This window comes from Microcoleus sp. S13C4, from assembly GCF_036700865.1.
Lineage (GTDB): Bacteria > Cyanobacteriota > Cyanobacteriia > Cyanobacteriales > Microcoleaceae > Microcoleus.
This window is the reverse complement of record NZ_JAUBPS010000009.1, coordinates 13,369-26,269: the sequence shown is the minus strand read 5'-3', so window position 1 is coordinate 26,269 and position 12,901 is coordinate 13,369. Positions and strand designations below refer to the sequence as shown.

General features: G+C 46.3%; 10 protein-coding genes. 7 read left to right on the top strand and 3 right to left on the bottom strand.

Annotated features, from left to right (window positions below; translation table 11 throughout):
- Positions 1-32: 32 nt before the first annotated feature.
- Both pcrA and QT996_RS06255 read right to left on the bottom strand, forming a co-directional pair.
- Complete coding sequence (pcrA, locus tag QT996_RS06260; RefSeq protein ID WP_333045295.1) at positions 33-2,399, bottom strand: DNA helicase PcrA; 2,367 nt, start codon at positions 2,397-2,399, stop codon at positions 33-35.
- Between the two features lie 209 nt (positions 2,400-2,608).
- Positions 2,609-2,992, bottom strand: coding sequence for a YkvA family protein (locus tag QT996_RS06255; RefSeq protein ID WP_333045294.1), 384 nt, complete (start codon positions 2,990-2,992; stop codon positions 2,609-2,611).
- Between the two features lie 132 nt (positions 2,993-3,124).
- Here QT996_RS06255 and QT996_RS06250 point away from each other — a divergent pair, with 132 nt between their 5' ends.
- Positions 3,125-3,865 carry an SIMPL domain-containing protein gene (locus QT996_RS06250; RefSeq protein WP_333045293.1) on the top strand — a complete coding sequence of 247 codons (741 nt, stop codon included), beginning with the start codon at positions 3,125-3,127 and terminating at the stop codon, positions 3,863-3,865.
- Between the two features lie 494 nt (positions 3,866-4,359).
- Here the strand turns inward: QT996_RS06250 and QT996_RS06245 are convergent, their stop codons facing one another.
- Positions 4,360-5,739, bottom strand: coding sequence for a hypothetical protein (locus QT996_RS06245; protein ID WP_333045292.1), 1,380 nt, complete (start codon positions 5,737-5,739; stop codon positions 4,360-4,362).
- A 775-nt stretch (positions 5,740-6,514) separates the two neighbouring features.
- Between QT996_RS06245 and QT996_RS06240 the strand changes: the two genes are divergently transcribed.
- The 6 genes from QT996_RS06240 (at position 6,515) to QT996_RS06215 (ending at position 12,875) form a co-directional block, all read left to right on the top strand.
- Positions 6,515-7,696: a F420-0:Gamma-glutamyl ligase gene (locus tag QT996_RS06240; protein ID WP_333045291.1), complete on the top strand. Its 1,182-nt coding sequence runs from the start codon at positions 6,515-6,517 to the stop codon at positions 7,694-7,696.
- Positions 7,697-7,887: 191 nt separating this feature from the next.
- Positions 7,888-9,219 (top strand): GNAT family N-acetyltransferase, encoded by a 1,332-nt coding sequence (locus QT996_RS06235; RefSeq protein WP_333045290.1) that lies wholly within the window; start codon positions 7,888-7,890, stop codon positions 9,217-9,219.
- Between the two features lie 270 nt (positions 9,220-9,489).
- Positions 9,490-9,948: a Holliday junction resolvase RuvX gene (ruvX, locus tag QT996_RS06230; protein WP_333045289.1), complete on the top strand. Its 459-nt coding sequence runs from the start codon at positions 9,490-9,492 to the stop codon at positions 9,946-9,948.
- Positions 9,949-10,260: 312 nt separating this feature from the next.
- Positions 10,261-10,839 (top strand): DUF3727 domain-containing protein, encoded by a 579-nt coding sequence (locus QT996_RS06225; RefSeq protein ID WP_333045288.1) that lies wholly within the window; start codon positions 10,261-10,263, stop codon positions 10,837-10,839.
- Positions 10,840-11,079: 240 nt separating this feature from the next.
- Positions 11,080-12,204, top strand: coding sequence for an endolytic transglycosylase MltG (gene mltG, locus QT996_RS06220; RefSeq protein ID WP_333045287.1), 1,125 nt, complete (start codon positions 11,080-11,082; stop codon positions 12,202-12,204).
- Positions 12,205-12,353: 149 nt separating this feature from the next.
- Positions 12,354-12,875, top strand: coding sequence for a YqeG family HAD IIIA-type phosphatase (locus QT996_RS06215; RefSeq protein ID WP_333045285.1), 522 nt, complete (start codon positions 12,354-12,356; stop codon positions 12,873-12,875).
- The last annotated feature ends 26 nt before the right edge of the window (positions 12,876-12,901 follow it).

Sequence of the window (12,901 nt, the reverse complement as noted above, 5' to 3'; positions counted from 1 at the left end):
GTTTGAACCGCCGCACACTCTAATATTTTTACTTACACTCGCTGCAACTTAGCTGTTCTCGGGTCGATAATTTTTCTGCCCAAACCCGAAAACTTAATTGCCAGATTAATTTTGTCGCCCGCCCCTAAAACGTGCGTAATTTCTCCCACTCCAAAAGCATGATGAAAAACCCGATCGCCCGTTTGCCAATCCGCCGCTTGTCCATTGTTTCCCGGTTTAGAACTCCCGGAATTAGCGGCTGAGTTATTAGTTTTTCCCTTAGATGCAGCCGTTTTCCCCGCTGGAGTTTTCTTCGCACTTCCAGCTAGCAAATGTGTCGGCAATTCTCCTAAGAATAGCGAAGGGGTGCAGTGTTCGCGGAAACCTCCCCAAAGGCGGCGTTCGCGAGTGTGGGTGAGAAATAGCAATTCCTGGGCGCGAGTGATGCCGACGTAGCACAAACGGCGTTCTTCTTCGATCGCTTTCGGGTCGTCCAAACTGCGGAAATTGGGAAATAAGCCCTGTTCCATTCCGACTAAAAATACTACGGGAAATTCTAACCCTTTGGCTGAGTGCAGCGTCATCAGCGACACGCGGGAATCTTCTTCCTGCAAGTCATCTAAATCGGACGCTAAAGATGCTTTTGCTAAAAATGATGTCAGCGTCGGTTCTTCATTTTGTTCTTCAAATTGTAGCACCGCATTGTACAATTCTATGACGTTTTCTATGCGATTTGTGGCTTCGTCGGTTCCTTGATTTTTCAAATCTTCAATGTAGCCTGAATCTTGGATAATTCCTTGGACAATTTGCGAAGCTGGTAGAGTTTCAACTTGCGATTGCCAACGACTAATCATTTCGGCAAACTTAATAATAGCTTTTGCCGATCGCCCTGCGAGAGTATTGACAGAAGATTCATCACTGAGAATTTCCCACAACGGAATGCCCAATTGAGTTGCAGCGTCTTCAATTTTGGAAAATGTGGTATCCCCAATGCCGCGACGGGGAGTATTGATGATGCGTTTGAGGCTGACGCTATCGTCGGGATTAGCAAGCGCCCGCAGGTAGGCTAGGATATCTTTGATTTCTTTGCGATCGTAAAACTTCAGGCCACCGACAATATTGTAAGGAAGGTCTAAACGCATTAACGCTTCTTCAAAAGAGCGAGATTGAGCGTTTGTGCGGTAGAGAATCGCAAAGTTACTACCGTTTTCGTATTCGGAGTTTTGGCGCTTCAAGGAATGAATTTGACCGGCTACAAATTCCGCTTCATCTAATTCGTTGTCGGCGCGCCAGACAACAATCGGAGCTCCCGGTTCGCGAGTCGGGCGCAGAATTTTCTCAATCCGTTCGGTATTGTGTTCGATCAAGTGGTTCGCGACTTGCAGGATGTTTTCGCGCGATCGATAATTTTCCTCTAATTTTACCATTGTCTGAGTTTTCTCGTCGGACAAACCATCTCCGAAATCCTCTTGAAATTCCAGCAATATGGTATAATCTGCCATGCGAAAGCTGTAAATTGATTGATCGACATCGCCCACGACAAAAATCGAGCGGTTTTGCCATTTATCGAAGTTTTTCGGGTCGGCGTTATTGGTCACCAACATCCGAATCAAATCATATTGAGTGCGGTTAGTATCTTGGTATTCGTCAACTAAAATATGGCAAAACTTTTTATGCCAGTAACTTAATACTTCCTCGTTTTGGCTCAAAAGTTTAACGGGAACAAGGATTAAATCGTCAAAATCTAGGGCATTGTTTGCTGCTAAAGCGTCTTGGTAGCGACTGTAAACATCGGCAATCACGCGACCTCGATAATCCGGTTCTGCGGCGTGGTATTCTTGAGGCGACAACCCTTTATTTTTAGCGTTGCTGATGATATAGCGGACTTTTCGCGGGTCAAATTTCTTGTCGTCGAGGTTCAGGATTTTGGTGACGATTTGTTTGACGAGACTTTGAGCATCTGATTCATCAAAAATCGAAAAGTTTTTCTTCCACTGGCGGCCTTTTTCGTCTTGGTATTTTTCAATATCGTAGCGGAGAATGCGGCCGCACAAAGAGTGAAAAGTTCCCATCCAAATGTGCTTGGTAATTCTCTGATAAATGTGCGATCGCAATTTCGTCTGCACATCCGGGGCTAAGTCTACCAAAGGTTTGCCATATTCGGCTTCAGCTTGCTGAGTTGCCAGCAATTTCTCAATTCTTTCTTTCATCTCCCTGGCGGCTTTATTTGTAAATGTCACCGCGAGAATATTTTCTGGATCGACTCGATGCGTGCGAACTAAGTTAGCAACTCGGTAAGTTAGAGCTCGGGTTTTGCCGGAACCAGCGCCCGCTACTACTAACAGCGGCCCGTTATAATGGGCGACTGCTTGGCGCTGAGATGGGTTGAGGTGGCTGAGAAAATCAGTGGTTTGAGTCATCGCTAGAAAGTTAGTTTTATTGTTTAAGGGCTAAATAATACTTGGTATGCGATACCGCGAGTTTTTTTAAGGTAAGGTGCGCCTAGCGCACTATATATTATAACTAGAACGGTTATTTTTTAAACTTTAAATATTTTTGGGTCAAGCGAGTTGTTTAAGGTAAGGTACTCGGCGCGCACTCTACACTATAAATAGATAGGTAATTTTTTTTAACGTTTAAATATCCGTGTTAGCCACATTGCTGCTAATATTCCCAAACCAATCCAAAGGGCAATAATCACAACAGCGGCAGCCCGATTAATCGGTTTTCCTCGCTCTATTTCTGCGGCTGCTTTTTCCCGACACTCGGCTAAAACCTGTGGCGGAATCATCTTCAGTACCAGCCAAATTCCCAAAGGTACAATTATCAAATCGTCCAAGTAGCCGAGAATCGGTATGAAGTCAGGAATTAAGTCGATCGGGCTAAAAGCATAGGCAACCGTAAGGGCTGCTAAAATTCTGGCGTAGCAAGGTACTCTCTGGTCTGTACTGGCTAAATAAACAGCATAAGTTTCTTTTTTGAGTCGGCGAGCAGCTTGTTTTAACGATTGCATATAATGACTAATGACTAATGACTAATGACTTATACTTTTTCTAGTTTCTAAAAATGTAACAACCCGGATATTTAGCAATTTCAGTGGGAAGGTAAAGTATAGCATCTGTTGTATGTGAGGATAATCAAATTTATGAATTCAACTTTACGATCGCGCGATCGCATTAATTTCCGTAGTCTGGTAACAGCGTTATGTTTAACCTTAACTCTCGTTACTTTCGTGGGATTAGATCCGGTGGCGGCTCAAGAACAGCGGATCAGAACGCTGACTGTTACTGGACGGGGTGTGGAAGCGATTCCTACAACTCAAACACAAGTGCGGCTGGGGGTTGAGGTGCAGGGGAAAACGGCCGCCGAGGTGCAGCAGGAAGCGGCCAGACGATCGTCCGCTGTGGTAGAGTTGCTGCGATCGCGCCAAGTCGAAAAACTCGAAACTGCCGGCATCACCCTTAATCCCATTTATAACTTCGACAACAACCAACAGCGCTTGACGGGCTATACGGCGACGAATACCGTCACTTTTAGGATTAATACTGCATCTGCCGGCAGTTTGCTCGACGATGCGGTGAATGCCGGAGCCACACGCATCGACGGCGTGAGTTTTGCCGCCACCGAAAGTGCGATCGAACAAGCTCAAAAACAAGCACTCAAAAAAGCTACTCAAGACGCGCAAACGCAAGCGGATGCAGTCTTGAGCGCACTCAACCTCAAGCGGGGAGAGATTCTGGGCATTCAAGTCAACGGTGCTAGCGCGCCACCTCCTATGTATCGGCAATTGGCTGGTGTTCGCGCTGCTGCTGCTGATGCTACAACGCCTGTGGTGGGAGGGGAACAGCAGGTAGAAGCTTCTGTGACTTTGCAATTTGGCTATTAAATAGTTAGGGGTTAAACTGACCACCTCAGCTTGACCCTAACTATTTCTCGATTTATCAAGCAGCTTTTTCTACAAAAAACTTTAGCCGTTTTAACAACTTCTGCCAGTAGTCGAGCAATTGTTCGCGTCCAATACAAATATCTCCGTATCTTCGCCCCGAAGAGCCACAACAATCAAAGCCTTAACAATTTTAGCGCCAAACAAAGTTTCACTCTAAGTAAGTGAGTGGAAAAATTCATAATTATCTAATAAAATATTAAGTGGCGCGCTCTGAGCAGTTACGACAAATGGCTACAACCTAATTATCAACTATGAACGGAATATCTCTTTCTTGAGGGGGAGAGTTCCTCAATAAATAGACTCTCCTCTCCGTTTAACCCTAGGCGCTCGCCGTCCTCCTACACAGAAAAGAGTGGACTCTTTTCTCAGATCCACTCTCTGTTAAACTCTCTTAGTGCTAGCTTTAACAAGCAGGAGTTAAGTCCTTACTTTACCTACTCCTTAATGATTCTTTTGTCCTGAATGACTACTTTGTCCTTGAATTCAGGAGTGCCGGAGATGTGAATATCGCTATCCTTATTTCCCTCTGCGTCGGATTCGGCTAGATATTGGGCAGATGACTTAACATCCTGCGCTGCACGTTTAGCAGATTCGGCTGCATTTTGGGCAGATGATTTAAAATCATGGGTTGCACCTTGAGGAGATGGGGTTGCATGTTGGGCAGAAGACCTAAAATCAGGCACTGCAGGTTTAGCAGATTCCGCTGCATTTTGGGCAGAAGACCTAAAATCAGGCACTACAGGTTTAGCAGATTCCGCTGCATTTTGGGCAGATGATTTAAAATCATGCGCTGCACCTTTAGCAGATGGGGTTGCATTTTGGGCAGATGATTTAAAATTCTGCGCTGCACCTTTAGCAGATGGGGTTGCATTTTGGGCAGATAACTTAACATCCTGCTTAAAATCATGCGCTGCACCTTTAGCAGATTCGGTTACATTTTGGGCAGATGACTTAACATCCTGCTTAACATCCTGCGCTGCACCTTTAGCAGATTCGGCTGCGCTTTGAGCAGATGACTTGATTGATTCGGCTGCACTCTTGCCAGATGACTGAAGCGATTCGGCTGCACTTTTTATAGATGGCTCCACTGCCTTGGCTGTATCTTTTACAGTCGATCTAAGATCCTTAGTTGCGCCCTCAATTTCCTGAGCTACAGCTTTGACAGAAGGCTTAACTTCATCGGCAGTGCTCTTAATAGAGTCCGCTGCACTTTGTACAGAAGGCTTGATACCTTCGACTGTCTGCTTGACTGAATCTTTTACTTCTCTAATCGTAGGTTTGACTTCCTCGGATGCGCTCTTGACTGCATCTACTACAGAAGGCTTGGCTTCCTTAACAGTCTGATCGACAGATTCGGCTATACTTTTAATCGAAGGCTTGGTTTCCTCAACAGTCTCCTTGACTGCTTCTGCTGTAGCTTTGATAGATGGTTTAACTTCCTCAGCAGTTTCCTTTACTACTGTCCCTAGCTCTTCTACAGTGTGTGTAATACCGTCTGCTACAGCGTGTGCTGCATCCCCTAAATTATCTACAGCACGGTTAACAGTATCAGCAGTACCTTTACCAATCATAGCGCCCGCAACTGACCCTGCTACAGCACCAAGAATTCCTCCAGAGCGAGCACCGAGTATACCACCGACAGCAGCTCCAGCTATTCTCGCACCAAGACCTGAGCCTGATGATTCATCTTCCGTTGATTCTGCATTTTCGTTAGTCTGAGCCTGAAGCTGCTGGTTCTCGCTATTGTCAACATTCTTTTCTTGGAAGTCACGATTGGCTTCAGGCTGGTTAAAAGTCTGCTTATTATCGGTCATAGATATCCTTGGGTATTACTACTACATTTACTAGGCTAACTATAAACTTATCAGAAAATATACTGCCTAAGAACTAGATTTTGACTGTTACTTAAGACGTAGATTCTTAAAGGTACTGACCACTACGGCGCTAGCGACTCGCTGTTCATTAGACATTGAAGAAACTGGAAGCGCGCGCTCGGACATCGGGCACACTTTTAGCTGAGCCATCCAAAAATAACTCATGTATCATGTATACAGATATACAGAGTTATTAAGAGATTAACTATTTATTTATAAAACTAAACAAAGTTTATTAAATCTATTGCAATTACCGATTTTAATACTTAATAACTAGGGAAAAAATTTTTATTGCCAGCTTATAACTCCAGGTTAAAAAAGGATATAAAATATATAGGCTGCTTAATATTTTATAATTAATTAAATAATTAATTGATTGGTTTTGTAGACTTTGCTGATTTACGTTAGGAAAGGCTAAATATGGAAGTCATAGAAATCAGTATGCACAAACCTTCGGGATTTTCAACTTTTCAACTTATTTTTTTCCTACCCTGATTAAGCAACGCCAGATTTTGGAGTGATCTAACTCACGATCAAGCTCTTTGAACAGCAACTTGACCGCTTTAGCCACCAGAGGCGATCGCACTTACGTGTAATTGGGCATAAGTTCGATGGCCCCCAACAAACTCAGCACAATCCAATTACTACCGGATCAGCGCTCAAAGTACCCGAGATCGACTACAGTAAACACAAAATATTATTGGCGGTGATTTGAGTGATTGAGACTTTAGCAACAGGAATCGCAGCAGCCGGTTCGCTGCTAGCATTGGGCGGATTGGGCCTAGAGTTGAACTATCGCCGGACTGGGAGTGCAAATAAACTAGAACTTACAGCCGGAGAATGGCACTTAGCCATCTCGGAACCCAACCGCTATCTTTTAGTCGGGGAAATGGAGTTCCGCAACCTGACACAGCGGTTCGAGGTGATGTTACCTGAAGTGCGCGCACAAGTGAAACTGCTGTCAGACGGAAGTTTGGATGGCGTTACCTCCGAGACAAAGGTGATTCCTTGCCACAAAGAGGCAACAGCTAGAGCAGACGATTATTGGTTCGGCTATATTGTTAAAGCCCAAAAAACCACGAAAATCAAAGTCTCTGTAGACATTCAAGGGCAAGATTTAACCAAGTTGCAATCAGCTTGGGTGCAAGTACACTTCGTCACCTACGGCCCAGGCGGGCGCATCCCCAAAGTCCGTAACGTAGTAGTCCCGCTGCAATTTCCCAACTCCGACACCGTACCCATCGCCCGCAATGTCGGAGTCGCAGAAGTCTTGCCGATTCGCACTCACATACTGGCGGAATTGGACAATCCCGTCGAAATTGTCAAGCGGTACGTGCTGCCGCGCGCCCAGAAAGGCGATATTGTCGCCTTGGCAGAAACTCCCCTAGCTTTGATGCAGGGACGCTATCGCCATCCCAGCGAAGTCAAACCCGGATGGGCGGCAAAGCGAGTGTGTTTGTTTTTCTTGCCCACGTCGAGTTTGGCCACGGCTTGCGGAATGCAAACGTTGGTTGATGTAGTCGGCCCTTGGCGCGTAGTAGCAGCATTTGCGATCGGCGCTGTGGCTAAAATATTTGGTAAACCGGGAGTCTTTTATCAACTAGCAGGGGAACAAGCCAGGCTCATCGACGACGTTACCGGGACTTTGCCTCCCTTCGACCAATTTATTGTCCTCGGCCCAGACAATCCCCAGCAAGTTGTAGAAGAAATTCAACGAGAAACCGGACTTGCGGCGGCGATCGTAGACGCTAATGACTTGAAAGCAGTTAAGATATTAGCAGCGACCTCCGATTTATCGGTAACATTTTTAGAGGAAGCCTTGCGAAGCAACCCCGCCGGGAATGCTGACGAGCGAACACCGGTCGTTGTAATTCGACCTCTGCCACAAAAATCTTGAGTTGAAAACTGAAAATTAAAAATTCAAAAAGATGATTTGAAATTTTTAATTTTCGATCGAGCAAGAAAGGGAGAAGAATTAAAAGTTATAAGTTTTGAAATCAAAATTTACGTATGCCAAACTCAAAACTTCCCTAACTCTTCCCCTTTCTGAATTTTTATTTTAAAATTTCCATTCTCCACTTTTATGCTATGACTTCATTTCCCTCCCAAAACCAAAACCAGGTTGTGATTCGCCCGTTTCAGTATCGCGACATCGAGGTGATGGAACAACTGTGCGCGGAAACAGCCGAAGAGCCAGAAAACCGCAAGGGCGGAAGCGGCGACGTGGTACTAGGTAGAAAGTTGCAGCAGATTCGTCGCTGGTACGGACTGCTAAAGATTTTTAGCTTGTTTCCCAACCCTTGCCAGTCCCTGTTCCGTGCCCATGTTGCCGAAGAAGAGGGGAGCGTTAAGGGCATAATTCAGATTTCTCCTTTCAACCGCACCCGCAGCACTTGGCGGATCGATCGCATAGGAGTAGACCCGGAAGCCCGCAGCAAAGGAATTGGTTCTATGCTGCTGCGGTACTGCTTTGAGGCAGTCTGGGAGGCGCGGACGTGGCTGCTGGAAGTGAATGTAGGGGACACAAATTCCTTGGCTTTGTATCGGCAAAACGGCTTTCAGCCTTTGGCCCAGATGACATACTGGACGATCGCCCCAGAACGCCTACAAGAAATGGCAAACTCGACGCCCGATTTGCCCAACCTGCTGCCTGTTAGCAACGCCGACGCTCAGTTGCTCTACCAACTGGATACCGCGTCTATGCCGCCACTGGTGCGCCAAGTATTCGATCGCCACATTCAAGATTTCAAAACCAGTTTTTTCGGCGCTTTAGTCGAAGGCGTCAGACAGTGGCTGGGCAAAACCGAGGTAGTCAGCGGCTACGTGTTTGAACCGCAGCGCAAAGCCGCGATCGGCTATTTTCAGGTGCAGCTATCCCGCAACGGCCAGCAACCGCACGCCGCCCAGTTGACTGTACACCCGGCCTACACTTGGCTGTACCCAGAACTGCTATCCCAGATGGCGCGCCTTGTTCAAGATTTCCCGGTTCAAAGCCTGCAACTGGCTTCCGCTGACTATCAGCCGGAACGCGAAGCTTATTTAGAGCAATTTGGAGCTGTGCGTCAGTCCCACAGTTTGCTGATGTCTCGATCGGTGTGGCACAAATTGCGCGAGTCCAAGTTAGTTTCTCTCGAAGGACTCCAGCTATCAGAAATGCTGCAAAGCTTCCAGCCAACTCGCAAACCCGTACCCGGCCGGATGTCCTGGCTCGGCCCGATCGCTGGGGAAGCGACAGCAGGGCACCCGTCCTGTGAGATTAAACCTCTGTTGGCTGACTCAGGAAACAGCCAAACGAATCAAGTTAACCCCTTGGGCGGCCAAAATTCCGAATCAGCAGCAACTGATGGCAGCAGCATTTTGCCTTTAAATCTGCCCGAGTTGCCTCTTGACGGTGGCTGGCCCGGAGAACTTAATTCTTAATAAGTGAAAGCAGAAGGTAAAAGGTAGAAGACAGAAAAAAAGAGAATTAATCATCCAATAAATTACTTTTTTCTGTCATAATCCCAAAATATCCCTTCTGCTTTTGATTGATATCAACTTAAGATTACCTATCTTATTCTTACTTTCTTCTCTTATTCCTTCGCGTCCTTAGCATCTTCGCGGTTCGTAAAAAAAAACATTCCGGTAATGAAAGAAGTAAATCTAAAATCTAAAATCTAAAATCTAAAATCTAAAATTGATTGATTGATAATGTCCAACAATAAATTATGGATTTCAGCACTGGGATTAGATATCGGCCTCAAACGAGTCGGCATCGCCGGGTGTGATGGCACGGGTTTAATAGCTACGGGCATTACAACACTGGTACGATCGTCCTTCGATCGGGACGTAGCTTATCTCCGAGAGCTGGTTCGAGAGCGGAGAGTGCAAATTTTGGTTGCAGGCTTGCCCTACTCCCTGAGCGGAGAATTGGGTGCTCAAGCCCGACAGGTGCAGAAATATGCGAATCGCATCGCCGCAGCCTTAGAGCTCCCCCTAGAATACGTGGACGAGCGCCTGACTTCGGTTGAGGCAGAGGAATTGATGAAAACACAAGGGATTTCGGTGTCGCAAAATAAGGGTGCGATCGATCGCAAAGCAGCCGCCCTGATTTTGCAGCAGTGGCTAGACGAACGGAGGCAAAATATCTTAGCAATTCCTAATCCTTGATAGCTGGTAACACAGGCGTGATATCCTGGTTGTGCAAGTTTGCTACGCACACCTGTAACCCTTGACAAACTGGAGAAAATTCTGCTGTACCTCGGTACTGAAGAAGCACAAAATCGTGATTTGTCCTCAGTGTCGCTTGCTGACTCGACTGAGATTTAAACGCTGCACTCCTCGCCTGTGGAAAAGGCCGCGAGTCTCGCGGTTTAAGCTGGTGGACTGGCGATCGCCCACTTAGCCAGAATATCGCCACGAAAATTCCCAATTGTCAAGCAAACGTTACTGAATTATTGACGGAAAACTAAGATACACGCGATGTCCTCATCCCCATACCGCAAAAAAGAGAATGGCAATTCCAACGAAGAGTCCGTCACCTTGACGGATGAAGTTGGGCGATCGCTGACTTGCAACATAGAATATTCTATGAACCTAGAAGGTCAAGAATACGCTTTGCTGCTGCCGATTGACTCGCCCGTAGAAATTTTTACTTGGCAGGGAGACGATAACGACGAAGCAGCAATTCCTGTAGAAGACGAGACGGAAATTGACAAAATTTTTGATACAGCTAAAGTTGTGCTGCAAGAGCAGAACTTGACACTCCGACGCACGGCGGTGACGCTGACTGTCGTTGGCGAATTGCCGGAATTTCCCGAAGAGGATATGGCATCCGATGTCGATCCCGATGAGGAGTCGGAGTTTGAGGAACTGATGTGGCTGACCAGCTTCTATTACGAAGAACAGGAATATGCGATTTATACGCCTCTAGACCCGTTCTTTATCTTGGCTAGAATGGATGACGACGGCAAGCCAGAATTGCTTTCGGAAGAAGAGTTCCAAAGGCTGGAACCGATGTTACCTATGCTGGAAGACCAGTTCTTTGACGAGCTTGATTAGATATTAATTGCAGGCACAAGGCTTGATGGCAAAAAGCAGAATTTTTTACTATTAAAGTAAACTGCTGGCCCGATCGAACTTTTTCTAGATGGCCGCTTCTGCCTTCGCGATCGGGCTTTTGAATTGGGCCGCGTGAATTGGGTCTTTTAAAGGGCTTGTATTCGTAACTTTTCGGTCATCAATCGCAGGTCATCAGTCATTAGTCGCTAGTTAACCGCCGCTTATCCAGGACAACGGACTATGAATAAAGAACAAATGACAAAAGGCAGCGCGCGCGAGGGCCGAAAAGGAACTCCGCAAGTCTCTAAATGGTTGTTTTATCTGGCGTTGCTACCGGCAATCTGGGGAGTTTGCGCTTGGCAGGGCTGGGCTTGGTGGAGCTGGGCTTCCGCCCCGCCTAAAATCACATCCTCATCGGGGAATCCGGCAGAGGATGCTGCTGTTTTGATCCAAATCCCGGAGGGTACTCCCAGTCAAAAAATCGGGCGGGATTTAGAGGCTGCGGGGTTGATTCGATCGAGCTCGGCATGGAATATGTGGGCCCGCTGGCTGACTCTGCAAAATCGCGAGGGAGGTTTTCAAGCAGGAACTTACCAACTGTCGCCGACTCAGCCTCTGAGTGCAGTTGCTGACAAAATTTGGAAGGGCGAAGTCGTACAGCAGAGTTTCACGATTCCAGAAGGGTGGTCGCTGCAACAAATGAGCGCTTATTTTGAAGCGCAAGGTTTTTTCCCGGCTAAGAAGTTTATGGCGGCCGCGAGTCAAATTCCCTACGCTCAATACCCTTGGCTGCCGAGCGGCCTGCCTCATTTGGAAGGGTTTTTGTACCCGGATACTTATCAGCTAGACGGCGATGCAGTTAGCCCGGAAGCTGTCATCAAGCAAATGCTCGGTCGTTTCGAGCAGTTGGCTTTGCCAATCTATCAAAAGAATCAGAAGAATACTAAGCTGGATTTGAAAGAGTGGGTGACGCTGGCGAGTATTGTGGAAAAAGAGGCTGTGGTGGCGGGCGAGCGCAATCGCATTTCTGGGGTATTCAACAACCGTCTGAAAAAGGGTATGCCCTTGGGTTCTGACCCGACAGTTGAATACGCCCTCGGCATTAGGCAAACTAAGGAAAAGCCTCTGACTTTTAAGCAAGTAGAAACGCCTTCTCCTTACAATACTTATATAAATCCCGGGCTGCCACCAACTCCGATCGCATCTCCGGGAATAGCAAGTCTGGAAGCGACTCTGACTCCGGAAAATACAGAATACCTGTATTTTATGGCTCGATACGACGGCACTCACATTTTTAGCCGCACGCAGGCGGAACACGATGCTGCTATTGCTAAAGTTGACCAGCAGTTGCGATCGAATCCATAGATTGGCACTGACTAATAAAAAAGTAAAAAGTCAAAAGTAACAAAGGAAAAGCAATAATTATTCACTTTTGATTTTTTACTTTTTTAATCTTTAACTTCCCATTTGTTATTTCTCAATCTAAAATCTAAAACCTAAAATCTAAAATCATTATGACTTGGGGTAAAATACTACAGCCTGACTTAGTTCTCGGCGATTCAGTCATGAAGTTAACGGCTGATATTCTTCATAAATATAATATTAAAGGATTAGTTTTGGATGTGGACGAAACTCTCGTTCCCATTACAGCAATGAATGCTTCTCCTGAACTCACCCTGTGGGTGGAAGAAATAAAACCCGTAGTATCGCTATGGTTGGCGAGCAATAATTTAAGTCAAACTCGGATCGGTCGGATTGCTGAGTCTTTGAATCTACCATACATCACGGGTGCGGCTAAGCCGTCGCGCCGCAAGTTGCGAACAGCAGTGACGGCGATGAATTTGCCGGTGGAACAGGTGGCGATGGTGGGCGATCGACTTTTTACTGATGTTTTGGCCGGCAATCGTTTGGGTATGTTTACTATTTTAGTGGAACCAATGGTTGATGCTGGGTATGCGCTTCGCAAGTATCCGGTGCGCTCTTTTGAAGTTTGGGTTTCTCAAGCTTTGGGGGCTTCTCTGAAAATTAAAGATTAAAATTGGGCATCGGGAATTGGGCATGG